General features: G+C 41.4%; 22 protein-coding genes. 17 read left to right on the plus strand and 5 right to left on the minus strand.

The annotated features are described in order from the left end of the window. Positions 1-6: 6 nt before the first annotated feature. The 7 genes from phoU (at position 7) to AOG27_RS07955 (ending at position 6,008) form a co-directional block, all read left to right on the plus strand. On the plus strand, positions 7-708 hold the full coding sequence (phoU, locus tag AOG27_RS07925; protein ID WP_054552476.1) for a phosphate signaling complex protein PhoU: 702 nt from the start codon (positions 7-9) through the stop codon (positions 706-708). A gap of 150 nt (positions 709-858) precedes the next feature. Further along, on the plus strand, positions 859-1,536 hold the full coding sequence (locus AOG27_RS07930; protein ID WP_054552477.1) for a TIGR00153 family protein: 678 nt from the start codon (positions 859-861) through the stop codon (positions 1,534-1,536). A gap of 43 nt (positions 1,537-1,579) precedes the next feature. Next, positions 1,580-2,848, plus strand: coding sequence for an inorganic phosphate transporter (locus AOG27_RS07935; protein ID WP_054552478.1), 1,269 nt, complete (start codon positions 1,580-1,582; stop codon positions 2,846-2,848). A 76-nt stretch (positions 2,849-2,924) separates the two neighbouring features. Beyond that, the gene (locus tag AOG27_RS07940) at positions 2,925-3,842 is read left to right on the plus strand and encodes a hydrogen peroxide-inducible genes activator (protein WP_054552479.1); all 918 of its coding nucleotides are present in this window, start codon (positions 2,925-2,927) and stop codon (positions 3,840-3,842) included. A gap of 121 nt (positions 3,843-3,963) precedes the next feature. Next, the gene (locus AOG27_RS07945; RefSeq protein WP_054552480.1) at positions 3,964-4,506 is read left to right on the plus strand and encodes an RNA polymerase sigma factor; all 543 of its coding nucleotides are present in this window, start codon (positions 3,964-3,966) and stop codon (positions 4,504-4,506) included. After that, a complete protein-coding gene (locus AOG27_RS07950) occupies positions 4,499-5,098 on the plus strand; it encodes a hypothetical protein (protein ID WP_054552481.1) in 600 nt (199 codons plus the stop codon). Before AOG27_RS07945 ends, AOG27_RS07950 begins: the two co-directional genes overlap by 8 nt. A gap of 1 nt (position 5,099) precedes the next feature. Continuing rightward, positions 5,100-6,008, plus strand: a complete 909-nt coding sequence (locus AOG27_RS07955; RefSeq protein ID WP_054552482.1) for a hypothetical protein — start codon at positions 5,100-5,102, stop codon at positions 6,006-6,008. A gap of 23 nt (positions 6,009-6,031) precedes the next feature. Here the strand turns inward: AOG27_RS07955 and AOG27_RS07960 are convergent, their stop codons facing one another. Further along, positions 6,032-6,235, minus strand: coding sequence for a hypothetical protein (locus tag AOG27_RS07960; protein ID WP_054552483.1), 204 nt, complete (start codon positions 6,233-6,235; stop codon positions 6,032-6,034). 233 nt (positions 6,236-6,468) lie between these two features. Further along, positions 6,469-8,979, minus strand: coding sequence for an EAL domain-containing protein (locus tag AOG27_RS07965; protein ID WP_054552484.1), 2,511 nt, complete (start codon positions 8,977-8,979; stop codon positions 6,469-6,471). 214 nt (positions 8,980-9,193) lie between these two features. Here AOG27_RS07965 and queA point away from each other — a divergent pair, with 214 nt between their 5' ends. The 5 genes from queA (at position 9,194) to secF (ending at position 14,697) form a co-directional block, all read left to right on the plus strand. Continuing rightward, entirely contained in the window at positions 9,194-10,225 is a 1,032-nt protein-coding gene (gene queA / locus AOG27_RS07970; RefSeq protein ID WP_054552485.1) for a tRNA preQ1(34) S-adenosylmethionine ribosyltransferase-isomerase QueA, read from the plus strand. A 138-nt stretch (positions 10,226-10,363) separates the two neighbouring features. After that, positions 10,364-11,491, plus strand: coding sequence for a tRNA guanosine(34) transglycosylase Tgt (gene tgt, locus AOG27_RS07975; RefSeq protein ID WP_054552486.1), 1,128 nt, complete (start codon positions 10,364-10,366; stop codon positions 11,489-11,491). A gap of 29 nt (positions 11,492-11,520) precedes the next feature. Next, positions 11,521-11,859, plus strand: a complete 339-nt coding sequence (yajC, locus tag AOG27_RS07980; protein ID WP_036973302.1) for a preprotein translocase subunit YajC — start codon at positions 11,521-11,523, stop codon at positions 11,857-11,859. 22 nt (positions 11,860-11,881) lie between these two features. Next, positions 11,882-13,741, plus strand: a complete 1,860-nt coding sequence (gene secD, locus AOG27_RS07985; RefSeq protein WP_054552487.1) for a protein translocase subunit SecD — start codon at positions 11,882-11,884, stop codon at positions 13,739-13,741. A gap of 8 nt (positions 13,742-13,749) precedes the next feature. Beyond that, positions 13,750-14,697, plus strand: a complete 948-nt coding sequence (gene secF, locus AOG27_RS07990) for a protein translocase subunit SecF (protein ID WP_054552488.1) — start codon at positions 13,750-13,752, stop codon at positions 14,695-14,697. 65 nt (positions 14,698-14,762) lie between these two features. Here the strand turns inward: secF and AOG27_RS07995 are convergent, their stop codons facing one another. Next, complete coding sequence (locus tag AOG27_RS07995; protein WP_054552489.1) at positions 14,763-16,259, minus strand: mannitol dehydrogenase family protein; 1,497 nt, start codon at positions 16,257-16,259, stop codon at positions 14,763-14,765. 17 nt (positions 16,260-16,276) lie between these two features. Then, positions 16,277-17,989: a purine-cytosine permease family protein gene (locus AOG27_RS08000; RefSeq protein WP_054552490.1), complete on the minus strand. Its 1,713-nt coding sequence runs from the start codon at positions 17,987-17,989 to the stop codon at positions 16,277-16,279. 596 nt (positions 17,990-18,585) lie between these two features. On the opposite strand from AOG27_RS08000, the gene AOG27_RS08005 reads away from it, so the two are divergent. From AOG27_RS08005 to AOG27_RS08025, 5 genes are all read left to right on the plus strand, one after another. Continuing rightward, positions 18,586-19,935, plus strand: a complete 1,350-nt coding sequence (locus tag AOG27_RS08005) for a carbohydrate porin (protein WP_054552491.1) — start codon at positions 18,586-18,588, stop codon at positions 19,933-19,935. Between the two features lie 256 nt (positions 19,936-20,191). After that, entirely contained in the window at positions 20,192-21,148 is a 957-nt protein-coding gene (locus AOG27_RS08010; RefSeq protein WP_054552492.1) for a sugar-binding transcriptional regulator, read from the plus strand. A 99-nt stretch (positions 21,149-21,247) separates the two neighbouring features. Beyond that, positions 21,248-21,796 carry a hypothetical protein gene (locus tag AOG27_RS08015; protein WP_054552493.1) on the plus strand — a complete coding sequence of 183 codons (549 nt, stop codon included), beginning with the start codon at positions 21,248-21,250 and terminating at the stop codon, positions 21,794-21,796. An 87-nt stretch (positions 21,797-21,883) separates the two neighbouring features. Beyond that, on the plus strand, positions 21,884-23,674 hold the full coding sequence (locus AOG27_RS08020) for a GGDEF domain-containing protein (RefSeq protein ID WP_054552494.1): 1,791 nt from the start codon (positions 21,884-21,886) through the stop codon (positions 23,672-23,674). Between the two features lie 83 nt (positions 23,675-23,757). Beyond that, on the plus strand, positions 23,758-24,588 hold the full coding sequence (locus AOG27_RS08025; RefSeq protein WP_054552495.1) for a substrate-binding periplasmic protein: 831 nt from the start codon (positions 23,758-23,760) through the stop codon (positions 24,586-24,588). 33 nt (positions 24,589-24,621) lie between these two features. Here the strand turns inward: AOG27_RS08025 and suhB are convergent, their stop codons facing one another. Beyond that, positions 24,622-25,425 carry an inositol-1-monophosphatase gene (gene suhB, locus AOG27_RS08030; protein WP_054552496.1) on the minus strand — a complete coding sequence of 268 codons (804 nt, stop codon included), beginning with the start codon at positions 25,423-25,425 and terminating at the stop codon, positions 24,622-24,624. Between the last annotated feature and the right edge of the window lie 123 nt (positions 25,426-25,548).

Below are 25,548 nucleotides of genomic sequence, written 5' to 3' on the forward strand. Positions count from 1 at the left end.
TAGACAATGGAACATAATATCAATAAACACATTTCGGGCCGCTTTAATGAAGAGCTTGAAAATGTGCGTAACCATGTATTAAACATGGGTGGTTTAGTTGAACAACAATTAAACAGTGCACTGGATGCTGTTAGCAATGGTGATGCAGATCTTGCACAGAAAGTTCGTGAAAACGACTATAAAGTAAATGCAATGGAAGTGAATATTGACGAAGAATGTACACGCATTATTGCTCGTCGTCAGCCGGCAGCGAGTGACTTACGTCTTGTCATTGCCATTGCAAAAACAATTGCCGATTTAGAGCGTATTGGTGATGAAGCTGAGCGTATTGCTAAAGTTGCGCTAGACTCATTCACTAAAGATCAGCAAGACTTACTGGTAAACATTGAAAACATGGGTCGCCAAGTATCGAAAATGCTTCATGATGTACTTGATGCATTTGCACGTATGGATGTGCAATGTGCGTTTGAAGTACATAAAGAAGACGCTAAAGTTGATCGTGAATACGAAGCAATTACCCGTCAAATTATGACATATATGATGGAAGATCCACGCTCAATCCCGAAAATTATGGATTTAGTGTGGTCAGTACGTTCATTAGAGCGTATTGGCGATCGCTGCCAAAATATTGCTGAATACATCATCTATTTTGTTAACGGTAAAGATATTCGTCATACATCTCAAGCAGATATAGAAAAGTCGCTGTAATTAAGCCGCTACTTTTCATTATTAAATCGAGCGGCCCTAGGGCCGCTTTGTGTTTTATTGCTGATGTAAGGCAGAAAAAGCGTTCACAATCGAACACAATGCTGTAAAATTCGCAGCTGCCAAAGCATACTAATTTATAAAGGGTCAGTTATGCCTACAAATGCATTTTTAGGGGTTTTTGCTAAATCACCTATTAAGCCTATGGAAGATCACATTAAGAAAGTACATCAAGCAAGTAAAGCATTGATCCCTTTCTTTAATCACGTGTTTAAAGAAGAATGGCAAGAAGCGGAAGAAATCCGTTTAAACATTCGTAATTTAGAGCGTGAAGCTGATGAAATGAAACGTAACATCCGCCTTCAACTACCTCGTGGCTTATTTATGCCAGTTGAGCGTACCGATTTGCTAGAGCTTGTTACTCAACAAGACAAAATTGCTAACAAAGCAAAAGATATCGCAGGTCGTGTAGTTGGTCGTGAGATGATCATACCTACCGAAATCCAAACAGATTTCCTTGCTTATGTAACTCGTTGTGTTGATGCGACTAAACAAGCGTCAAAAGCAATCAATGAGCTAGATGAGCTGCTTGAAACGGGCTTCAAAGGTCGCGAAGTGACTTTAGTTGAAAAAATGCTCGTTGAATTGGACGCTATTGAACAAGACACGGATGACATGCAGATCAAAATTCGCCGTCAATTGCGCGCCATCGAAAATGAACTTAACCCAGTCGACGTGATGTTCTTATACAAGATCATTGAGTGGGTGGGCGAGCTTGCAGATATTGCAGAGCGCGTAGGTTCTCGTCTTGAGCTGATGTTAGCTCGTTAATTAAAAATCAGTTCAAACACGAAAAAAATTAAAGGTTCACACAATGGATATCATTGCAAATTACGGCACGTTATTGGTTTTAACTGCCGCCGCAGTCGGTTTCTTTATGGCTTATGGTATTGGTGCAAATGACGTTGCCAATGCAATGGGTACATCAGTAGGCTCAAAAGCACTTACAATTAAACAAGCAATCATCATCGCGATGGTGTTTGAATTCGCTGGCGCATACCTTGCCGGTGGTGAGGTTACATCTACAATCCGTAAAGGGATTATCGATGCCACGCCATTTATGGACATACCTGAGTTAATGATACTCGGTATGATTGCCGCGTTATTCGCTGCAGGTAGCTGGTTATTAATTGCCTCTTTCTTAGGCTGGCCAGTATCTACGACTCACTCAATCATTGGTGCCATCATTGGTTTCGCATTGGTTGCAGTAGGTAGTGAAGCAATCCAATGGAACAAGGTAATGGGTATCGTAGGTAGCTGGATTGTTACCCCTGCTATCTCTGGTTTTATTGCTTATTTGATTTTCATGAGTGCGCAAAAGCTAATTTTTGACACTGATGCACCACTTAAAAATGCTAAGCGTTACGTGCCTATCTATATGGGTCTAGCGGGCTTCATCATGTCACTTGTAACAATCAAGAAAGGCTTGAAGCATATCGGTATTAACTTAGGTGCTGTTGAAGGTTATGCGCTTTCTATCGCGATTGCTGTTGTAGTTGCTATCATCGGTAAGATTGCGATTGCTCGCCTTAAAATCGATCCTAAAGCTGATAAGAAAATGCAGTTCAACAACGTTGAGAAAGTGTTCGCAGTACTTATGGTACTAACAGCATGTTGTATGGCATTCGCACACGGTTCAAACGACGTTGCTAACGCGATTGGTCCATTAGCTGCTGTTGTAAACATTGTTGAGCACAACGGTGAAATCGCTAAGAAAGCGGCTATCGCATGGTGGATTTTACCACTAGGTGGTTTAGGTATTGTTGCTGGTCTTGCTATCTTAGGTAAGAAAGTAATTAAAACAATCGGTGAAGGTATCACACACTTAACACCAAGCCGTGGTTTTGCTGCTGAACTTGCTGCTGCTTCAACAGTTGTTATCGCATCAGGTACTGGTTTACCTATTTCTACTACGCAAACACTTGTAGGTGCGGTACTAGGTGTTGGTATGGCACGCGGTATTGCGGCTCTTAACATGGGTGTTGTAAGAAACATTGTAGTTTCTTGGGTAATTACATTGCCAGTTGGCGCAGCCCTTGCTATTGTTATTTTCTATGTACTGAGAACTGCCTTCGGGGTATAAAAAGTACTAAAAGACTTTTAGCTTGAAAAGATCTCAATGCCTTAGGTATTGGGGTCTTTTTATTTGCAGGTAGAGAATGAATAACTTACCAAGTATTAAACAACTACAGTATTTATTAGCAGTCCACCAACATCAACACTTTGGCCGCGCAGCAAGCGCTTGTTTTATCGGTCAATCAACCTTAAGTAGTGCAATTCAAAACTTAGAAGAAACCTTAGGTTGCCAACTTATAGAGCGTGAAAACCGCAGCTTAATGTTTACCGCAATTGGTGAAGAGGTTGTCGAAAAAGCACGTAAGATTATTGACGACACCCTTAGCCTTAAAGAGCTGACAAAGAGTTTTTTAACGCCTTTGAGTGGCACTCTCACGCTTGGTGTGATCCCGACGATTGCCAGCTTTATTGCTGCACCTTTATATCATTTCTGCAAACAGACCTTTACCGAGTTAGAGCTAGTGCTAGTTGAAGACACCAGTGACAAACTGCTCGACAAACTTGAACATGGGCAAATTGATATGGCATTGCTGGCTTTACCGTATGACACTGAAAAGTTTCATACACAAGTACTTGCTAAAGACCACTTCAGTCTAGTGCATCATAAAGATTATACTCCAGCAGATGGTGTGGAAGATTTTAATCTTTTACCGGATGCGAGTGTGTTCTTACTAGAACGTGAGCACTGCATGACTGGCCATGCACTAAGTGCTTGCCATTTGAATCGCTCAAGTTGTATTAACCCATTTGAAGCGGCAAGCTTACATACGCTATTAAGTATGGTTGAACACCAGCTTGGTGTTACTTTTTTACCACAAATGGCTATCAATGCGGGCATTTTAGATAAAAAAGAGATGGTCGCAACACCATCGCAAAATGATGCATACCGAGATATTGGTATCGTGTGGCGTAAAACCACGGGCCGGATCAGAGACTTTAGGCTATTTAGCCAGCAGCTAGAGCTGTTTCTCAATAAGCAATGTAGCTTAGACGGTCAATGAACAAAAAACCCCAAATAAAAAATATTTGGGGTTTTTTATAATTTAAGCAAACTATTTTTTTCCTTCCCTCGACTAACATAATAACAAAACCATTAAAGGCAGATCAGATGACGAGGCTAGCGTGTTTTTTCAATCACTTGAGACACTAATTGCTAAAGCGCAACAGGGTAATAAACGGGCGTGGTTGAAATTAGTCAAGCAGCACGAAACACAGGTATATAACTATTGCCTAAGGATGTTAAGTCACCCTGATGATGCAATGGATTTAATGCAAGAAGTGTTTATTTCTGTTTATAAAAGCTTACCGAGCTTTCGTGGTGAATCGAGTTTCAATACTTGGCTCTATCAAATTGTGCATAGGCGTAGTGTTGAATATTACCGCCGCCGTAAGCTGCATCAAGGTTTAGACGATATACCAGAAGAAAGCTGCGAGCATAGTGAGTTAGAAACCAATCAACTGCAATCTGAGCAGCATCATGAACTCAAAGCAATGATGAACAATTTACCCTGGGAGCAACGCTTGGTGGTGGAGTTAAAGTTTTTTCAGCACTGTACATTTGAAGAAATAGCTGAGCAATTGGGTATTTCAACCAATACAGCTAAATCAAGACTATACAGTGCGCTTGGTAAGTTAAAAGTGCATTTGGAGGCCGTAGATGGCTAATTTAGATTCATTATTTACCGCATGGTTAGAGGGTGAAAGCCTAACTGATGAGCAAATTGCGTTGCTACAAGCCAATGCTGAGTATGCATCAATGATGAACAATGCAATGCAGTGGCAACAACAAAGTCAACATTATGAAACGGTACCCGTACCAAATTGGGATCGAGAGTCTACGATGCCCAAAGTACAAAAACAAAGTCTGTTTTTTGGTGCTGGGGTGTGGGCAGTGGCTGCGTCAATAGTATTTTGCGCGTGGGTTTTTGTTAGTAATCCGCAGCAAGGAAACCAGCAGTTACTAGAGCAAGTGGCTAAGCAAACTAATTTATTAGAGTCACAACAAAAGCAAATTGATCAGTTACAAAATATCATTACTGCGCAAAACGAAGTGCAGCAACAGCAGATGTACCAACTGGCCAAAGAAGCGATTAAAACCGGGCGAGTAGAGCGCCAAGAAGATATTGCCAGCGTGCTGGCTTATATCAAAACACAGCGTGCCCAAGACCAAGCATACTTACGTATGCAGTTAAATGATTTAGCAGAGCAAGTGGAAGGCGGACCATTGCCAACCGTTGCCAACAATTTGGAGTATTAAGATGTCAAAATACAAATCAACTACGGCTGCATTATTGCTTTGCGCAGCAGTAAGTGTGCAAGCACAAGCAAATGATGAATTGGATAAAATTCAGCGTGAAGTCGGGATTATGGAAAAGATTCTCTCAGCGGCGTTAAAACAAGATACTGATAACAAGGTAAGGAATGTCTCTTCGAGTTATTTGCAGCATCAAGGCGTGGTGTTTAGCTTTGATGTACGAGGCAGTTCACGCTGGTCTACAGTATTTGCCTCTGTGCCCGATGCGCCGTTGCCACCCATGCCTGATATTGATTTTGAAGAACTCACTGAAATAGAAGTACTAGGCGAGCATGTGCAAGTGATCAGCGATGCGGTGGTAGTGAAAACGCAAGAAGCCTACCAACAAGCTATGGAAGTGATGCGCGAAAGTGCAGAGCGAGTACGTGAAGTGGCTGAGCAAGAGCGCGATGTAAGCCGTGAAATTCGTGATCTTGAACGTGAAAAGCGCGACCTTGAATTTGATCGTCGTCACGATAAGGATGCCAAAGAGCAAGAGCTCGAAAAACGTAAACAAGCATTACAAGCATCGATTAAAGAGCTTGAAAAGCAACAGCTAAAGTTATCACAAAAGCAGCAGCAAATGCGCAAAGAGTTAGCTGAGAAAAAACAAGCCCGCGTAAAAGAGCAAAAGCAACAGCTAGCAGCCCTAGCACAGCAAGTAGATAAAAGCTTATCTCTGACTCTATGTGATTATGGTAGCGGTTTAAGAAGCCTGCCTAACGATGAACATGTGAGCTTTATCATCCGTGGTGTTAGCGAAGGTAAAACTGAAAAAGTAAAAGTGTTTAAAAAGTCTGACATTAAAAAGTGTGTGGTTGGCGATATAAAAGCCGCGCAATTACTCGAAAAAGCATCAACTTATAGTTTTTAAAGTCTCCCAACTAAAAAAGCAGCCTAAAGTGGCTGCTTTTCATTCATTGAAAATGGTTTTAAGTCGGGTAAAAACAACAAGTAAACCCACACGACTAAGTTAAAGTAAGGTACTAAACCTAACCCTGTAAAGGTTTTTACCGGATACCCTTTTAAGCTCGCATTACGGTAACATTGATACGCTATCCCTAGATTTACAATCAGCAACAAAACGATTAGTTGTGTCATCACTTTTCTCCATTATACCGCCAATACATGGACTTAACGATGTTAAGTTATGCTTAGTATGTTTAATATAATAAGTAATGTCATGTTTATTATAGATAATCACCATAAAAACACGACATTTAACCTTGCTGTGGATTTAAGTATAGATGAGTATTGTCAGTATGGAAGCAAAATTTCTTAGAAAAAATGTTTAAAAATGTATCAAGCTTTGCTCTAAATAGGCTAGATAATTGTTAGTTAAACAGATTATTTTCAGATATTTTTTTAAGTTCAGCCGTTATTTTTTCAACAGGCATCGGGCGAGCAATGAAGTAACCTTGCCCATAATCTACGCCGATATCTTTTAGCGCTAAAAATATCTCTTGATTTTCAACATATTCAGCAACAGAGCGTTTATCAAGGGAACGGCTAATATCATTAATTGCTTTTACCAGCGCTAAATCGATTGGGTCGTTCAGCATGTCGCGAACAAATGAACCATCAATTTTTACATGTTGAGCCGGTAATTGTTTAAGGTAGTTGAAGGTACTAAAGCCTGTACCAAAGTCATCAATTGAGAAGTGACACCCTAAGCCGTTCAAACGCTCGATCATGGCACGGGTTGCAACCAGGTTATTAATACTCGCAGACTCTGTGATCTCAAAAATGATACGTGTTGGTTCAACAGCATATTCTTTTAAGCTCGACTCAATATGAGGCAGTAAGCGTTCATCTAAAAACGACTGTGCTGATAAGTTAATTGCTATTTGATTGAGCTCCGGGTACTCGGCAACACTCTTAATTGCATTACGAATAACACATTGATCCATTAAAAATGTATCGTTTAGAAGTTCAAGAGCTGGGATAAATTGATTTGGGTAAACAATTTCATCGTTTAATTTTAAGCGTAATAGCGCTTCAAAATAGGCAACATGGCCGCGCTTAAAGTCCCAAATAGGCTGATAGTGAAGCTCGATAGCATCGTGCTGTAATGCCTGACGAATACTGTGCCCCCACTCTAAACCCGCTTGTAAGCTATTGTGGCTGGAGTCTTCTTTAGAGTAGCAATGAACGAGGTTACGTCCTAAGCTTTTTGCTACATAAAGAGCGATATCAGCTTGTTTTAAGCATTCACTTGGATCGTTATTTTGCTCAGTGATTTGTGTTAAACCAATTGAACAGCTAATTGAGTACTCTTGGCCTTCTGAATGAAAACGGTGTTTTTCAATCGCCATGCAAATGCTTTCTGCAACCAAGTGTGCATCGAGTAGGTTCGTATTTTTTAAGATCACGGCGAATTCATCACCACCGATGCGGCACACCAAGTGCTCATCACTGATATTCGCTGTAAATAACTGAGCAACTTCTTTTAGAACGATGTCGCCTTGTTGGTGACCTTTACTGTCGTTGATGATTTTAAAGTGATCTAAGTCGATATAAATCAGGGCATGCTCTGTATCGTTACTGGTGTACTTGGCTTTACAAATACGTTGTAATTGTTGGTCAAAGTAATAACGGTTATGCAGCTCTGTGAGCGTATCGTGCAAGGCTAAATGACGAAGTTGTAGCTCTGCCTGTTTACGCTCATGAATGTTATCGATAGTGGCGGTAATAGTCGCTGAGTTTTGGCTATTTTTTATTAGTTGTAAGCGACATTCAACCCAAATGGCATTACCATTTTTATGTTTTAGCTGGATCTCTACCTGTTGCTGTTGCTCACCACCAAGCAAAATACGCTGAATGGTATCTTGTAGCTTTGTTTTGCACTCAGGTAAGCAAAAGTCTGTTAGTGACTTTGCTAAACTAGATTTAATGCCATAGCCCGTTAAATGCTCCCAAGCAGGGTTAATAAAGCGAATATTACCCTCTTGGTTAAACTCAAGTACCACCGTATTTAGGTGTAATAAAATACGTTGGTGGGCAGAAAACAGCTCTTTATAACGGCTTTGACTTTGGCTTAGTTGTTCTACTTTTTGTGCAAACTCTGCGTAGCTCACCATGAAATCTTCACGACGAGCAGCGTGGTCACACACTTTGCTTAATAACGAGTGATCGTAAGGGGCGCGAATAAAATCAGTAACGCCAGAAAGTAACAACTGCTCCGCGTAATCTGCATCATTGTTATCAATGATGGTTACAATCGCTTGTTTTGGGTTGTGTTGTAATATTTCGCTAATTAACCCAGCTGCGGTATCAGAATGAGACTCGGTGGCGTCAATCAATACAATGGCAAATTTTTGTTGTAAAAAAGTAGCTAGCGTCGCTTTTGTAGACGTGGTGTGAGTAATAGCAAAACTGAGTTTAAGCTGCTCGCTAATATCTTTTGCTTTGCGACTATCGGTTTCAAGTAGCAATAAATTAAGGCGACTACTTTTCTCAAGATGGGTTGATAACACGTTGGCTAACATTTGCGGCAGCATATCTTGGCGTTCAAATGGCAATACGGCATCAATGCCATAGCTGCGAGCCGTGGTTTCGGCTATACGTTCACAATAAATTGGTGGAGTAAGTAAAATAGGTGTGTTTTTTGGTGTTTTTAATAACCCTGAACGGATCATGCGCGAAAAACGCCAACCATCAATCTTACCAACCTCAAGACCGGTAATGATAATATCCACTGGGTGGCTTTTAAGAATTTTTAGCGCATCTTGAGAGTCACTGGCTTCGATAAACGTGAAGACATTAAGTTTGTTTAATGTGGTCTTAATTGTTTCACGCTCAGCAACGCTTGCGTTTAAAATTAGCAGTTTCAACTGCTTTGCCATGGCGCTACTACCTCTTACCTAACCCATGTTTATTGAATAGGCTAGAATAATGACATTTTGCCTAATCTACAAGCAAACTTTACCTAAAAGCGGTTAATAAGCACTTAAGTGTGTAAACCTGTAAACGGCCATTCACTTGGCCTAGGGCTTTGCTTGAGGTAGTAGGCGTATCAGAGTAAACTTGGCGCGTTTTTATTAATGAGAGATATGCTCTATGCGCGTAGCTGATTTTAGCTTTGACCTTCCTGATGAATTAATTGCTCGTTTTCCGAAAGCAGATCGAACTAGCAGTCGTTTACTGACGCTTGATGGCCCATCAGGGCAAGTTGAGCATAAAGTATTTAGTGATATTTTATCGCTCGTTAATGAAAATGACTTATTAGTTTTTAATAACACCAAAGTGATCCCTGCTCGCATGTTTGGGCAAAAAGAATCAGGCGGTAAGCTTGAGGTGTTAGTAGAGCGTGTACTTGACGAACACCGTGTGCTTGCGCATGTACGAGCTAGTAAATCGCCAAAACCAGGCTCAAAAATCATTCTAGAAGGTAAAGCAGAAGCAACCATGGTTGCGCGTCATGGCGAGCTTTTTGAGCTTGAATTTGCCAAAGACGAAAATGTACTCGATATCCTAAACGACATCGGTCATATGCCATTACCACCTTATATTGACCGCCCTGATAATGAGTCAGATCGTGAGCGTTATCAAACTGTTTATGGTGAAAAGCCAGGTGCCGTAGCCGCGCCAACAGCTGGCCTGCATTTTGATGATAAATTAATGGCAGCCTTAAAAGACAAGGGCATTAACATGGCCTTTGTGACCTTGCACGTGGGCGCTGGTACATTCCAGCCTGTGCGCGTTGACTCAGTTGATGAGCATGTTATGCACTCAGAGTACATCGAAGTACCAGATGAAGTGGTTAAAGCGGTAGCCGAAACGAAAGCAAAAGGTGGTCGTGTAATCGCTGTAGGGACTACATCAGTCCGCTCATTAGAGTCAGCAGCTAAAGTGCACGGCGGCAAACTAGATACTTACTTTGGCGATACCGATATCTTTATTTATCCGGGTTATCAGTTCAATGTGGTTGATGCCATGGTGACAAACTTCCATTTACCTGAATCAACCTTAATCATGTTAGTAAGTGCCTTTGCAGGTCAAGAGAACATAATGGGTGCTTACCATACGGCTATTGAGCAGAAGTATCGCTTCTTTAGTTATGGTGATGCGATGTTCTTAACGCGCAAATAACGTTAAAAAGCCCAGTTTTTGAACTGGGCTTTTTATTTTCGAATTTAGCTCAATTAATAGTAATAAACCTGCAAACAGGGTAGAATCGAGCGGTTAAATTATAGCTTGTTGGACTGTTTTTCCGACACTGAGGATAATATGAAATTTGAATTAGACCGCACTGACGGTAAAGCGCGCCGCGGCCGCTTGATTTTTGAACGTGGTGTTGTAGAAACGCCAGCATTTATGCCGGTAGGTACTTACGGTACTGTAAAAGGTATGACGCCTGACGAAGTGAAAGATACTGGTGCACAAATTTGCCTAGGTAACACTTTCCACTTAATGCTGCGTCCTGGTACAGAAATCATTAAGCAGCACGGTGACTTACACGACTTTATGAATTGGGATCGTCCAATCCTAACTGATTCAGGCGGTTTCCAAGTATTCAGCTTAGGCGCAATGCGTAAAATCACAGAAGAAGGCGTGATGTTCAGCTCACCAGTTAATGGTGAAAAAATCATGCTTTCGCCAGAAAAAGCGATGCAAGTTCAGCGTGATCTAGGCTCTGACATCGTGATGATCTTTGACGAATGTACGCCATACCCTGCGACTGAAAAAGAAGCGAAAGATTCTATGGAGTTGTCACTTCGTTGGGCTAAACGCTCAAAAGAAGGTCATGGTGATAATCCAGCTGCGCTGTTTGGTATTATCCAAGGTGGTATGTACCCTGAGCTTCGTGCACAATCGCAAAAAGGCCTAGAAGAAATCGGCTTTGATGGTTATGCATTAGGTGGTTTATCGGTTGGTGAGCCGAAAAACGAGATGATCAACATTCTTGACCACTGTGCTTACAAAATGCCTGAAGACAAGCCTCGTTACTTAATGGGCGTTGGTAAACCAGAAGACTTAGTTGAAGCGGTTCGCCGTGGTATCGATATGTTTGACTGTGTGATGCCTACGCGTAACGCCCGTAATGGTCATTTATTCGTAATTGGCGGCATTGTTAAAATTCGTAATGCAGTACATAAAACAGACACCGGTCCATTGGATCCTGAGTGTGATTGTCATACGTGTAAAAACTATTCACGTGCATACTTGCATCATCTTGATAAATGTAATGAAATCTTAGGCGCACGTCTAAACACGATTCACAACTTACGTTATTATCAACGCGTGATGGAAGGCTTACGTAATGCCATCAGTAATGGCAAACTAGAAGAATTTGTTGCAGATTTTTATGCACGCCGCGGCCAAGAAGTGCCAGAGCTTGCAGATACATCAGATTAAATTTTTAGAAAAATTAAAGAGGAAGTGAAATGAGTTTATTCATCTCAAACGCCCACGCAAGTGCGGCAGGTGCAGCACCAGCAGGTGGTGGCATGGAAATGCTAATCATGTTGGGTATTTTCGGTCTGGTATTTTATTTCTTAATCTACCGTCCACAAGCTAAGCGTGTAAAAGAGCATAAAGCCCTAATGAGCGCAATGGCGAAAGGCGACGAAGTACTAACGCAAGGTGGTTTAGTAGGTAAGATTGCTAAAATCGCTGATGACAAAGACTTCATCGTGATTTCATTAAACGACCAAGCAGAAGTAACAGTACAAAAATCAGCTGTTTCTGCAGTATTGCCAAAAGGCACTATGAAGTCGCTATAACAATAAAAATAAGGACTCACACGTGTTAAACAAGTTTCCATTATGGAAGTATTTACTTGTTCTTGTAGTGTTAGTCGTTGGTATTTTATATGCCTCTCCAAATTTGTATGGCCGAGATCCGGCCATACAAGTATCGGGCACTAAAGGTACTGATGCTGACCTCAGCGTACTCGATAAAGTAAATGCGACTCTCAAAGAACATAACGTTACTGTTAAATCAAGCAAACTTGAAGACGGACAAATCCTCGTTCGTTTTAAGAATGTTGAAGATCAACTAAAAGCGCAAGATCTACTGCGTGATTCCCTTAGTGAAGATTATATCTCTGCAATCAATATGGCGCCTGCTCAACCAGAGTGGTTAAAGTCATTGGGTGGTAACCCAATGAAACTAGGCCTAGATTTAAGCGGTGGTGTTCACTTTACTATGGAAATCGACATGGCGACGGCGGTTGATACTCAGCTTGAGCAAATGGAACAAGATTTCAAAAGTGACTTACGTGAAGAAAAACTGCGTTATCGCACCATTCGCCGTGTAGCGAACAGCGAGCGATTACGTGTTGAAATGCGTAACGAAGAAGATAAAAGCGCAGCAGAGCGTTTCTTATCAACTCGTTACCCATTAAACGTTTACGTTGATGATAGCAGCAGCGACAATGCTTTTTACGTGAGCATGAGCGAGCAAAAGCTAAAAGAAATTCGTGACTACGCTATCAAGCAAAACGAAACAATTATCCGTAACCGTATTAACCAAATCGGTGTTGCAGAGCCTAACGTACAGCGCCAAGGTGCTGAGCGTATCATCGTGCAACTTCCGGGTGTACAAGATACAGCGCGTGCTAAAGAGATTCTTGGTGCAACAGCAACTCTAGAGTTCCGTGAAGTTGACGAAAACGCAGATGCAAGTGCAGCCCTGCAAGGCCGTTTACCGCCTGGTACAGAAATGATCATGGCGCGTGAAGGTTACCCAGTGGTTCTTAAGCAGCGCATCATTCTTGAAGGTAGCCACATCACTGGCGCGCAATCAGGTATGGATGAGTATCAACGTCCACAAGTTAGTATTACGCTAGATAGCAAAGGTGGCGCAAAAATGAATGCGTTCACTAAGCGTGCTATCGGTAAACGCATGGCTACAGTATTTATCGAATACAAGCCATCAGGTAAAACAGATGAAAACGGTAAAGCACTTCCGCCAATTAAAGTTGAAGAAGTGATTAACGTGGCGACCATTCAAGCGCGTCTTGACCGTTCATTCCGTATTACAGGTATCGATAACCCAGCTGAAGCACACAACCTTAGCCTATTACTTCGTGCTGGTGCACTGGTTGCGCCAATTCAAATCGTTGAAGAACGTACGGTAGGTCCAAGCCTAGGTCAAGAGAACATCGAAGCGGGTATGACTGCCGTTGTGCTTGGTTTCGTGTTTGTACTGGTATTTATGCTTGTTTACTACAAAGGTTTCGGCATGGTGGCGAATATCGCTCTGGGTGCCAACCTAGTATTAATTGTTGGTGTGATGTCGCTTATTCCGGGTGCTGCGTTAACGTTACCGGGTATTGCTGGTATCGTATTAACCGTAGGTATGGCGGTTGATGCCAATGTACTTATCTTCGAACGTATTCGTGAAGAACTTGCTGATGGCCGTAGTCCACAACAAGCCGTTCATTTTGGTTACGACAGCGCGTTTAGCACCATTTTAGATGCTAACATCACAACGCTTATCGCAGCAGTGATTCTATTTGCAGTGGGTACAGGTCCTATTGCTGGTTTCGCAGTAACGCTAGCGATTGGTATTATCACCTCTATGTTTACAGCCATTGTTGGTACCCGTGCGGTAATCAACTTGTTCATTGGCGGTAAGCGTATTGATAAGTTGTCGATTTAGGAGTCAGCATGCAAATTTTAAAACTCGGTGGTAAAACACTCCCGTTTATGAAGTTAAGAAAGTTTGCCATGACATTATCAACTTTGTTGATTTTGGCTTCTTTCGTGTCGTTTTTTACTAAAGGCTTAAATTTTGGTCTCGACTTCACTGGCGGTACCGCTGTTGAGGTAGGCTTTACACAAGCACCTGATCTTAAAGAAGTACGTGATGCAATCACTGAAAGTGGCTTTGAAGATTTCTCAGTGCAACTGTTTGGCTCAAGTAAAGAAATTCTAGTGCGTCTTGCTCCGCAAGGTGCTGGCGTAAAAGCAGAAGTAATTGGCAACCAAATCATTACGGCATTACAAAAAGTTGAGTCGACAGTAGAAATGCGTCGTATCGAATTTGTTGGCCCAAGTGTTGGTGAAGATCTAAAAGAGCAGGGTGGCCTTGCCATGTTAACTGCGCTTATCTGTATCTTGATTTACGTGGCGTTTCGTTTTGAATGGCGTTTTGCGGTAGGTGCTGTATCAGCACTATTACACGACGTTATCATCACACTAGGCTTATTCTCTGTACTTGGCCTAGAGTTTGACTTAACGATTCTTGCGGCGATTTTGGCGGTAATAGGTTACTCACTCAACGATACCATCGTTGTATCTGACCGTATCCGTGAAAACTTCCGTAAAGTGCGCATTGATGACACGATTGAAATTATCGATATTTCATTAACGCAAACGTTAAACCGTACCCTAGTAACATCAATCACCACTATCCTAGTATTGATTGCGTTATTTGGCTGGGGTGGTCAAACGATCCACGGTTTCGCAACCGCATTACTATTTGGTGTGTTCATCGGTACTTATTCATCTGTTTATGTTGCTTCAGCTGTAGCAATTGCAATGGGTGTAAGTAAAGAAGACTTAATTCCTGAAGTAATTGAAAAAGAAGGCGCGGATCTCGATCCTATGCCTTAATCAGTGATACAAAAAGAAACCGCCCTAGGGCGGTTTTTTTATTTTTAAACTTACTCTGCCTGATACTACTTGGCCTTATAACTACTTAACACCGCCTCCATAATCTGCTCAATTGCCACTCCCGCATAGAGTTGGCTGATGTAATATTTATATTCATTACAAAATGACTCGTTCTCAATAATTGAGCCGAAAATGCTCGGTTGCTCAAGAAAAGCAAGTGGTGAAATGCGTGATGCATGAGCAGCCTGCTGTAATGTTTCAGCCATATCATCGATAACCTCTAAAGGCTGACCTTGTTGAGATGAATGCGTGTCGCTGTATAAGCACCAAGCTGCAATTACTAAATTAGCAATCGCACCATTCTCACCAATTTTAAGGTTCTCTACTATCGTAGGTACTAAAAAGGTGGAGACTTTACTTGCGCTTTGAGAGCAAATTCGTGCAAGGCTATCCTTGATGTTAGGGTTTGCAAATCGAGCTATCAGTGTTCGCTTATAATCACTTAGATCAATACCAGGTACGTCATCTAAAATCGGTGTTACTTCGTTATCCATGAAGTTGCTTACCACTGTAGCAAATAAGGGATCTGAAATTGTTTGCTCTATGGTTTGATAGCCACGCAAAGATCCGAGTATTCCCATAACAGTATGGCTTGCATTTAATAAGCGAATTTTCATGGTTTCATAAGGCGTTACATCATTGACTATTTGCGCACCTACTTTCTCCCAAGCTGGGCGTTGTTGACAAAATTTATCCTCGATGACCCATTGGTGAAAAGGCTCACACGTGACAGGCCATGAATCAATCACTCCCAGCTGTTCTGCTAGAGCCATATCTTTATCTGTGGTTGCAGGCGTAATACGGTCGACCATTGCATTAGGAAAGCTAACTTGATTTGCGACCCAATCAGCAAGCTCTGAGTCATATGAACTAATGTAAGTAACTAACATTTTTCGTATGACATCACCGTTGTGTTGAACATTATCACAAGACTGAACTGTAAACGGTTTTTGACCACTCTTTCTGCGGCGATCTAAAGCAGCAGCAAGGTAGCCAAAAATCAGCTTTGGCTTGTTTGGGTTTGCTAAGTCATGTTGTATATCGGGGTTTGAAAAATCGAACTCGCCGGTTGATGGATCATAGTTATAACCCCCTTCGGTTATTGTTAATGAAACAATCTGGGTTTCCTCAGCGGCCATTTTATTTATAACAGCTTCTGGATCATCTGGCGCTAAGAGAAAATCGGTTAAACAGCCAATTATTTGCGTATCAGTTTTGCCATTTGGGTGCTTTACCAATAGGGAGTACAGATAATCTTGTGCTTCTAAAGATTGCTTTATAGCCCGATCAGCCTCGCGTAAGCCTATACCGCAAATGCCCCAACTTAGATCGCCAGTATGGTTGATGTAGTTATCAGTATAGAAAGCTTGATGAGAGCGGTGAAACCCGCCCACACCAACATGGACAATCCCAGCTTTTAGTGATTGTCGGTTATAACGCGGCACTGATATAGATGTAGGAAAAGAGCCCAGTGTTGAGTTATTTAAAGAAAGTGCGCTCATGTTTTGCCCCCGAGCAGTTAAACGGCTGAAAATTGTTTTTTACGCTGCATAGCCCAATACGCACTCGCGAAGTAAATGATGGTACAAGCGAATCCACTATTGAAAAATAACGTTCTATTATGTTCATAGGAAGCAACATCTGGTGAGTTGAACATGGCATTTGCTGCTAGCACCACAGTAACACCTAGACTTAACCAAGCAACCGCAGTGAGTACTTTGGTTAACAGGCGCTGATCAAGAATAAATACTGGCTCATTGGCTGCTTGTTCGGCGTGAAATCTTTCTACTTTTTTATCAAAATTAGCTAGCTCTGCTTCTTCTTCAGGATACTTCTGCGCAGCGCCATTGCGTTTTGCTAATAAAATATATACGACAATACTGAATACCCAAGTTGGTAAGAAAAGGTAGTAGAATGGGATTATATTGATCGCGTTTAGTGTAAATCCGAACACTAGGCCAAGTGCCCACGCAATAACAGCCGCAGAGCTATGCTCAAGCTTTTTGTAGGTGACCCAATAACGAGTTAGACCTATCTTTGGAAATAAAAAATGTTCAGCAAAAACGATAGCGCCAACAGGTACGACTAAAAGTCCTGCGTATGTAAGAAGTGGCAGTAGCTTAGTAAATACAAATGGAAAGCAAGCAATTAAAACAGTAACAATGCCCACTAAAAATGTCGTTCTGGTACGCGAAAGGTTACTAAATATAGCTTGTGCAGCAAGACCAGCTCGGTATAAGTTTGCATTTGCTGTAGTCCAACCTGCAACAATAACAATAACTAACCCAGATAACCCAAGTGCATGGAACGCAACATCGCCAGGATCTAGCTCAGTAATCGACTTTTTCACCAAAACTGCTGTACCCGCACCCATAATGCCTGCAGAGATCCAAGCGATATAGTGACCAAATAACATACCGGCTGATGTGCATAAGCCATAGCTTTTTTTCTTCGCGTAACGCAGCAGAGCCATGTCTATTAAACCAAAGTGAGTGATGGTGTTTGCTGCCCAAGAGAAACCAATGACTTCTAATAGCCCTATGCCTGGCTCACCATTGGCATCTAACCCAGTCCATACAGAGACACTGCCAATGTGCATGAAGTCTCCCCAACTCGAGACAGAGGTTTCACCAATGACCGAATTGGCAAGTTCAGGCATGAGTACTAATGGACCGCTGATGAACATAACAAATAACCACGGAGCACAAATACCTGAGAATTGCGATACAGCGTTAAAACCATACATAGCAACCAATACAACGATAATGCCTACGGCAAGAACGACCATGACAAACCATGCGTTTGTTGGATACCAATTTAATTGCGCGGGAATATCAAGTGCAAAGCGAACAGCCGTTGCAGAAACGGTGATCATAGCAGCAGAAATAACCGTAAAGATTATGACGTTCGCCCAGTTATATAACCGGGTCATTGAGTTTCCTGCTATTTTTTGAAGGTAAGTATATAGACTCAGGCGTGTTTCAACAGCAATTGGGGTGGTGATTAGTGTCCAGCTTAGCACGGCGAGAATATTACCAATTAGCAAGCCAAGCAGAATATCCGTCATGGTTGCGCCAAGTGCGACAAAGGTTGCGCCAAATACAAATTCAGTAGCAGCAACATGCTCTCCTGCGTATAAACCTAAAAAATGTCTCCATCCTTTGAGCTTATGTTTTGCAATAGGTAATTGCTCTTCTTCTATATGGTTTAGGTCTTTATGATTAGTATTCATAAGTAACGATCCCAGTACTTTTTAGGCATGCTGATTTGTAAGCAAATAGCTTAACTGCATCTTTATTTGTGTGTTCATTGTTTAACACTAAAACTTTTTATTAGATAAATAGAAAATTTCAAAAATCAACACGCCCATGATTGTTGTCATTGAGTATTTACATAAAGTAAATCTTCCTGTTTGGGCAAATGGGTTGCACGTGGGCATAATCCTATTTTGATTGCTGTTTGTCAATGTTAATGAATCAGTCTATTTAACCGGCTGATTGTCATTAATAAGTCGAAGTAATTGCTCTTGTTCTGGAATTAAAGCTTCATTAAATCAATCTTGATAAAGTTGTTATTTTTTAGTTGGTTATGCTGGTTTTTGATTTTTCATGAAATGGTGTTCATATGAAAGAGGATTAGTTTTATCCATTTTAATTTCTCTTTCACAGATTCTAATTTCTTTTAATTAGAATTTGAGCTCTATTTTTTGATGTTGACAAATATATTCTGTGTTAGGAATATGCTCATGTTTATGTCATTTGCTCTTTCTTGGGCGTTGAATACTAAGATGTTGATCAGCTAGGGCAAATTAAAATGGAGAACACGCATATGAACACAAATCAACAACCAAAGTTTTGTCGTACATGGAAAGGGGAAAGTGAACGCTATTTAAACGTCGCTCGGCTTAAATCTATCGCAGCCATTATGTTGCTGTATTCTCAGTCAGGTTATGCAGATGAAAGTTTTGATGTTCACAGCCATCTAAGTGGCGGTTGGTTAGGGGCAAGAGATAAGCTAGCAGAGCAAGGTGTGGATGTTCGCTTAGGCTACTTCAGTCAAACAGCTCACAACTTAAAAGGGGGAGAAAGTACAGAAACGGCTTATGCCGATCAGTTTTTTGCCGGTGGCTACTTTAATTTAGAAAAATTGCTTAATTGGTCGGGTGCCGAATTTAAGGTGGAGCTTACCAACCGTAATGGCGAGCTTATTAATGAAAAAGCAAACCTGCCAGTTTTGCTGCAGTCGCAACAAATTTATGGTCGTGGCAATGTAACGCGTTTAACTCAATTCTCTCTAACTCAGCATTTATTTGAAGATCAACTTAGCATTAAAGTGGGTCGAATTTACCCAAGTGCTGATTTTTTTGCCATGAGTTGTGCCTTTCAGCACCTAACATTTTGCAGTGGTGGCTCATCCAATTATTTGAGTAGTAGTTGGTATGGTGACCCCCTTAGTGCACTAGGCGTGCAACTAACATACAAAGTCACTGATAATTTGCTTTTTAAACTAGGCAGTTATGATGCAAACCCTGCAACCATGTCATTAAATCAAGGGTTAAAATTAACAACATCAGGAGAGGTTAACGGCACGACCTTGGTAGGTGAGTTGGAATATAAACGCCAATACAAGAATGGGTTAGATGGAGATTATCGATTTGGCGTTGTCCGCAGCAGTTTAGATAAAACTAAACTAGTCAATAATGCGGGTTACCCTGCTGGCACGACAAGTGATATGGCCGCTATAGAAGATACTGATAATGCATTTTATTTTAATATTGAACAACAGCTAACTCGAAATAGTTCTGGAGGTGGCTTACGTATCTTTGCGAGTATGATTCACGCAGATCAAAGTGTCAGCGCTATAGGCGAAGTTTTGGCTTTTGGCGGATATATTGATGCACCTTTAGTTAGTAGACCACACGACCGTATTGGTTTTGCTGTGGGCCGAAACAGTGTCAGTAATGAGCTTAGTGACGCTCAGCGCTTTTATAATACGAATTTTTCAGATGATGAAGTACTCGTAAGGGATCATGAGTACCCGATTGAGTTAAATTATAACTATGTTGTTACCCCAGCAATACAGTTAATGCCTAGTATTCAGTATATCATCGACCCTAATGGTGATAATGATGCTGAGAATGCAATGATTGCAGGTTTGCAGCTAAGTTTAAATTTTTAGTTAAAGCTTAAACCGACGTTATTTGGCAGCGAGTGCACGACTTTTGTTGTGCCGCTGAGAAGGGCTTGCGGTTATTGTCTCTTTGTGAAATACATAGGCACCTCACTAATATTTAACAAAATTTAGTAAGGTGTCTTGTTAGTTTAGAGTGTGAACCCTAAAATTGTTATTCATGACAGATTATGTATAAAATAGCCGCTGAATAGCTGATTTTTCTAATCATTTACCTCATTTATTGTTCAAACAGGCGTATAAAATGGCTTCAATTCCTAGCAATGATAATCAAAAATTAGAGGAAGCAGCGAGGGCTGGCTGGCTCTACTATGTTGCTGGTAAAACACAAGATGAAATAGCTAAGCAACTTAATACGTCTCGCCAATCTGCGCAAAGGCTTGTTGCTTTAGCAGTATCTCAAGGGTTAATAAAAGTACGATTAGAACATCCAATTCGACGCTGTATGGAGCTTGCTGATGCGCTACAAAATCGATACGGTTTGCTTAGTTGTGAAGTGGTGCCTAGCGAGAGTAACGATATTAATTCTACCATTGGTTTGGCTCAAGCGGGTGCCGCAGAAATTGAAAGACAACTAAAGCAGCGCCATGCAAAAATCATTGCGTTTGGTACTGGAAGAGTGTTGCGCGCATGCGCAGAAGAGCTACCTACGATGCAATGCCCACACCATCGTATTGTATCTTTAGTTGGAAATATTGCTCAGGATGGCTCAGCAAGTCGCTATGAAGTAGCTATTCATGTTGCAGAAAGGGTTGGTGCGCAACATTTCCCTATGCCAGTTCCAGTTATAGCAGAATCTGAAGCTGATAAAGCAGATTGGCAGCAATTAACGCATGTTAAAAATGTACATCAACTGGCATCACAAGCGGATGTTTCATTTGTTGGTGTTGGAGATTTAGGAATAAATTCTCCCCTTCATTTAGACGGCTTTGTTACTCGGCATGAACTAGCTGCGCTTGACGCTATTGGTGCAACAGGTGAAGTAATTAGCTGGATTTTCGATAGTGAAGGTCATCTCGTCGAATCAGAAATAAATAATCGCGTGACGAGTGCGGTACTTTCTCCATCAAATGATAAACGTGTTATTGGGATTGCTGCGGGTGACAGTAAAGTGCCAGCCATTGCAGGAGCGATCGAATCAGGAATGATCAATAGTCTCATTACAAATGAACTAACAGCAGAAGCACTGTTGCTGAGGTAAGTCTTGGTATGACTAAACTGACTAAATTGGTAACAAGTGACAGTTTTACAGCTGTTTATGATTTTTAAAAACGAGTCTAACTATACTCTCGGAGACATTATGAAACACCTGATGTTTAGCGTGTTTATACTTTTAATGCTCAGTGCTTGTGAAGATAAGCCAGAGCCAAAACAGACAGAAGTACAGCAAACACCTGAGGTAACACTTCAGCAGCAGTTCGACAGCTACCAAGGTTTAGCTTGGCAAGTTGTAGAGGCACTACAAAACCAATCAGCTGCTCAGCAATTACAAGACCTGACGTTCAAGTTAATTACTTCATCAACAGGTTTGTTTTTAAACCTAAAAGCACAATTGCCAGAGTGTGAGGCAAGTTTGCATGCGCTGGCAGACGCAACAGAGTTTCAACAACAAAGTGATGACGCAGATGCATTGCAGAATGAAATGACAATTAATGTAGAGCCAGAACTACCTGAGTTTGCTGCACCAAGCTGTTATCATGCACAAAAGTTATTACTTAATCCACTTGCAGTTTATAAATTAGCGCAACAAGCTGATTTAGCTACGAGTGATTACCAAAATGCTAAATTAAAAATGACTGATAGTTTTGCCCGCATTAAGCAACTTGAGCTCATCACCGCTATTGAGTAGTCTGCACTCGTCATAGCCTTGCCATAAAATTGTCATACAAGGTTGATAATTTACCCACCTATTTGTATTACTAACGCTAGGTGTAAGGTGAACGCACAACTACAGCAGATCTTAGATAACAGTGCAATTGAGACCTTGTTTCAACCTATCTTTGATATTTCTAATCAACATATTTTGGGCTATGAGGCATTAAGCCGCGGCCCAAAAGGGTCTGAATTAGAAATGCCGAGTGCATTATTCAGCGCAGCAATTGCTTGCCATAAGATCTCTGAATTGGAGCTACTTTGCCGCAGTAGAGCAATTGAGAACTTTGTGAAACTCAATTTACAAGGCAAGTTATTCTTAAATGTAAGCCCTAAAACCTTACTCGACCCTTGCCATCCTAAAGGTGAAACATTACACCTAGTTGAACACTTTGGCCTTGCAACTAACCGGGTAGTAATTGAAGTTACAGAGCAAGAAAAAGTCGATGATGGCTTTTTATTGTTAAAAACCATTGCTCATTATCGTGAGTTAGGTTTTTCGATTGCCATTGATGACTTAGGGGCTGGCTATTCGGGCTTAAAGCAGTGGTCTGAGCTATGCCCTGAGTTTGTAAAAATAGACCGCTACTTTATCGACCACTGCGATCAGAGTGTGGTTAAAAAAGAGTTTTTAAAGTCAATTATAGAGCTTGCAAAAGCCACCAATACGCAAGTTATCGCAGAAGGCATAGAACGGGCAGAGGAGCTTCGTTTACTCGAAAGCTTAGGTGTGCAACATGCACAAGGCTTTTTACTTGAAAGGCCGAGCTTACAGCCAAGTTACGAAATAAATATTCACTGCTTAAAGCACTTAGAGTCATCAGATAATAGCAATACTTTTGAGCAGTCTATGGCGATTGGTTGGTTGGCGGTCGAGCACGCCAGCATAGAAGCAACAACCCGCTGTAAAGATGCCCACAGTATCTTTGAGCAAGATAAAACGCTAACTAGTCTTGCCGTATTAGAGCACAATATTCCTGTTGGTTTATTACACCGAGATCAACTCACTGAAGTGTTTGCTGCTCCCTATGGCCATGCACTTTATGATAAGCAGCCAGTTACTTCTTTAATGGATAAACAGCCGTTAATCGTTGACGAAAACGAGTTACTCGATACGGTGAGTCAGCAAATTACCGAGTTTGAGTTTGATATTCGACGCCATATTGTGATCACTCGAAATGGTGAATACTTAGGTTTGGCGCCATTGCGTAATATCTTAAAACACATTACCGAAGAAAAAATCCGCCATGCACAACATGCCAACCCGCTGACTATGCTGCCGGGTAATGTCGCGATTAACGAAGCAATTGAGCTGAGACTTCGTAATAACTATCCGTTCTCACTCGCATACGTTGATTTAAACCACTTCAAACAATTCAATGACCTGTACGGTTATGCCAGTGGTGACAGCGTTATAAAATTACTTGCTGAAGTCATCGTCGAGGCCTGTAGTACTAGCAAAGGGTTTGTCGGGCACATTGGCGGTGATGACTTTATGGTGGTGTTTGATAAAAATGATGCAGAGCAAGTTTGCCATAACATTATTAGTAAGTTTGAGCTGCAGTCTCGGGCCTTTTTCACACCAGAACATATTGAGCAAGGGGGTTATTGGGCAAGCAATCGAGAAGGTAAAAAGCAGTTTGTGCCACTGCTTACATTATCAATCGGTTTAGTTAAGCCTGATTTAGAGCTATGTATTAACAGCCACCAAGTCGCAGCGCTGGCAACTGATGCGAAAAAAGAGGCCAAACGTTATCAGAGTAGCCACTTGTTTGTATGTAAACGTAGCCGGCCAGCCCCCGCAGTGGTACGTTTAAGCAGCCATAAAGATGAAGCGATATCTGCCCGCTCATGAAGAAATTTTAAGTTTGCTTAATTTTACTTGTGTCCCTGTTTAACTGGGTGTAGCTTAAAAAAAACACAATAAACAAAATAACAATGAAGCGACTATGTAGTGCAATCCTAGTATTGCTAAGCCTAGGATACAGCCTTACCACAGAAGCTAAAAATGTGGTCAATTTAGCGATTGAACAACGCCCACTTTATAAACGCGATTATTACCTTCATGAATTGCTGGCAGCGGCTTTACGCGCCAGTAATTATCAAGCAGAAATCAACGAAGTTCTGGTTCACCCTCATCAACAGCGCACTTTGCTGATGCTCGATGAAAAGCAGGCCGATGTGTTTTGGAGTATGACAAGCCCCGAGCGAGAACACCTTGCAATAGCAGTCAAAGTATCTCTGTTTAAAGGCTACATTGGTAAACGCGCATTACTCACTAAACGAGCGTTTCTACCGCGTTTTAAAGATGTAAAAACGAAACAAGATTTAGCGCAGTTTAGTGCCATTCAAGGCCATGATTGGCCTGATACAAAAATCCTTGCGCAAAACGGCTTAACAGTCAGGCCACTGGCAAATTATCAAGCGATGTTTAACTTAGTGATTAGAGGGCGAGTAGATTATTTTCCACGTTCGTTTATTGAAGTCATGTCTGAAATTGAACAAATCAAAAGTGACGAGCTGGTTATAGTGCCTAACCTTTATATTAGTTATCCAACAGCATTTTACTTTTTTGTCAGTAACCACAAGCCTGAACTAGCTGAGGTATTATTAAAAGGGCTCAACACGATGAAAAGCTCGGGCGAATTTGAGCAATTATTTGCCAGTTACTTTGCTGAAGACTTAGCTAAGTTGCCATTTAAAGAAGGTGAAGTCATAGAGATAAAACTCGACAACGATTATTTTCAGCCACAAAAAAAGGAGCCTTAGCTCCTTTTTTGCATTTTTACATTACAACCGCTATTAGCGAAGTAGTGACTCAGTTAACACTGGGCGAATTTCACGAATGATCGCTTGAGTTAACTTAGGTGCACCACAAATGATGTTGCCGCTTTGGTTATAGTTAATACCACCTGCGAAATCAACAACCATACCGCCAGCTTCTTTAACTAAAAGCTCGCCTGCTGCTGTGTCCCATGGCTTAAGGCCAATTTCAAAGAAACCATCAACACGACCCGCTGCAACATAAGCCATATCTAATGCAGCAGAACCTGCACGGCGGATATCAGCAGTGTGCACGAAAAGTGCTTTAAACGCTTCAGAGTATGCGTCTAAGTGGTGCTTTTGTTTGAATGGGAAACCAGTTGCGAGTACAGAACCAGCTAATTCGTTAGTTTTAGTTACGCGTAAACGCTTGCTGTTAAGCTGTGCGCCTTGACCACGAGAAGCAGTGAATAATTCACCACGGATAGGGTCATAGATAACAGCTTGGTCTAAACGACCTTTAACTTTAAGTGCAATAGATACTGCGAAATGAGGGATACCCTTGATGAAGTTAGTAGTGCCATCAAGTGGGTCTACAATCCATTGGTAATCTGCATCTTTACCTTTATGTTCACCAAGCTCTTCACCTACGATAGTGTGATCAGGGTAAGATTTTAAAATGGTATCACGAATTGCGGCTTCAGCTTCTTTGTCGATGTTAGTCACTAAGTCGTTAGTGCCTTTTTGTTGTACATCAACTTTTGATAAGTCTTCACTTGCGCGAAGTAAAATTTTGCCTGCGTTACGCGCAGCGCGAACCGCAATGTTTAACATTGGATGCATAGCATTACCTTTGGGTTGTAAAAGAACGAATATATTTAAGCCGGCGTATTCTAGCGATTTCTAGCGTAAAGTAAACAATAAACTCGAATAAATTAGTTTGTTTTTTATACAGTTCTGATTTTG

Source organism: Pseudoalteromonas lipolytica, assembly GCF_001306915.1.
In the GTDB taxonomy this organism is placed as follows: Bacteria; Pseudomonadota; Gammaproteobacteria; order Enterobacterales; family Alteromonadaceae; genus Pseudoalteromonas; species Pseudoalteromonas simplex.

Bases quoted from the DNA above. Each gene is read 5' to 3' on its own strand.
- phoU (WP_054552476.1), top strand. From the start codon at position 7: ATGGAACATAATATCAATAAACACATTTCGGGCCGCTTTAATGAAGAG.
- AOG27_RS07930 (WP_054552477.1), top strand. From the start codon at position 859: ATGCCTACAAATGCATTTTTAGGGGTTTTTGCTAAATCACCTATTAAG.
- AOG27_RS07935 (WP_054552478.1), top strand. From the start codon at position 1,580: ATGGATATCATTGCAAATTACGGCACGTTATTGGTTTTAACTGCCGCC.
- AOG27_RS07940 (WP_054552479.1), top strand. From the start codon at position 2,925: ATGAATAACTTACCAAGTATTAAACAACTACAGTATTTATTAGCAGTC.
- AOG27_RS07950 (WP_054552481.1), top strand. From the start codon at position 4,499: ATGGCTAATTTAGATTCATTATTTACCGCATGGTTAGAGGGTGAAAGC.
- AOG27_RS07955 (WP_054552482.1), top strand. From the start codon at position 5,100: ATGTCAAAATACAAATCAACTACGGCTGCATTATTGCTTTGCGCAGCA.
- AOG27_RS07960 (WP_054552483.1), bottom strand. From the start codon at position 6,235: ATGACACAACTAATCGTTTTGTTGCTGATTGTAAATCTAGGGATAGCG.
- AOG27_RS07965 (WP_054552484.1), bottom strand. From the start codon at position 8,979: ATGGCAAAGCAGTTGAAACTGCTAATTTTAAACGCAAGCGTTGCTGAG.
- queA (WP_054552485.1), top strand. From the start codon at position 9,194: ATGCGCGTAGCTGATTTTAGCTTTGACCTTCCTGATGAATTAATTGCT.
- tgt (WP_054552486.1), top strand. From the start codon at position 10,364: ATGAAATTTGAATTAGACCGCACTGACGGTAAAGCGCGCCGCGGCCGC.
- yajC (WP_036973302.1), top strand. From the start codon at position 11,521: ATGAGTTTATTCATCTCAAACGCCCACGCAAGTGCGGCAGGTGCAGCA.
- secF (WP_054552488.1), top strand. From the start codon at position 13,750: ATGCAAATTTTAAAACTCGGTGGTAAAACACTCCCGTTTATGAAGTTA.
- AOG27_RS07995 (WP_054552489.1), bottom strand. From the start codon at position 16,259: ATGAGCGCACTTTCTTTAAATAACTCAACACTGGGCTCTTTTCCTACA.
- AOG27_RS08000 (WP_054552490.1), bottom strand. From the start codon at position 17,989: ATGAATACTAATCATAAAGACCTAAACCATATAGAAGAAGAGCAATTA.
- AOG27_RS08005 (WP_054552491.1), top strand. From the start codon at position 18,586: ATGAACACAAATCAACAACCAAAGTTTTGTCGTACATGGAAAGGGGAA.
- AOG27_RS08010 (WP_054552492.1), top strand. From the start codon at position 20,192: ATGGCTTCAATTCCTAGCAATGATAATCAAAAATTAGAGGAAGCAGCG.
- AOG27_RS08015 (WP_054552493.1), top strand. From the start codon at position 21,248: ATGAAACACCTGATGTTTAGCGTGTTTATACTTTTAATGCTCAGTGCT.
- AOG27_RS08025 (WP_054552495.1), top strand. From the start codon at position 23,758: ATGAAGCGACTATGTAGTGCAATCCTAGTATTGCTAAGCCTAGGATAC.
- suhB (WP_054552496.1), bottom strand. From the start codon at position 25,425: ATGCATCCAATGTTAAACATTGCGGTTCGCGCTGCGCGTAACGCAGGC.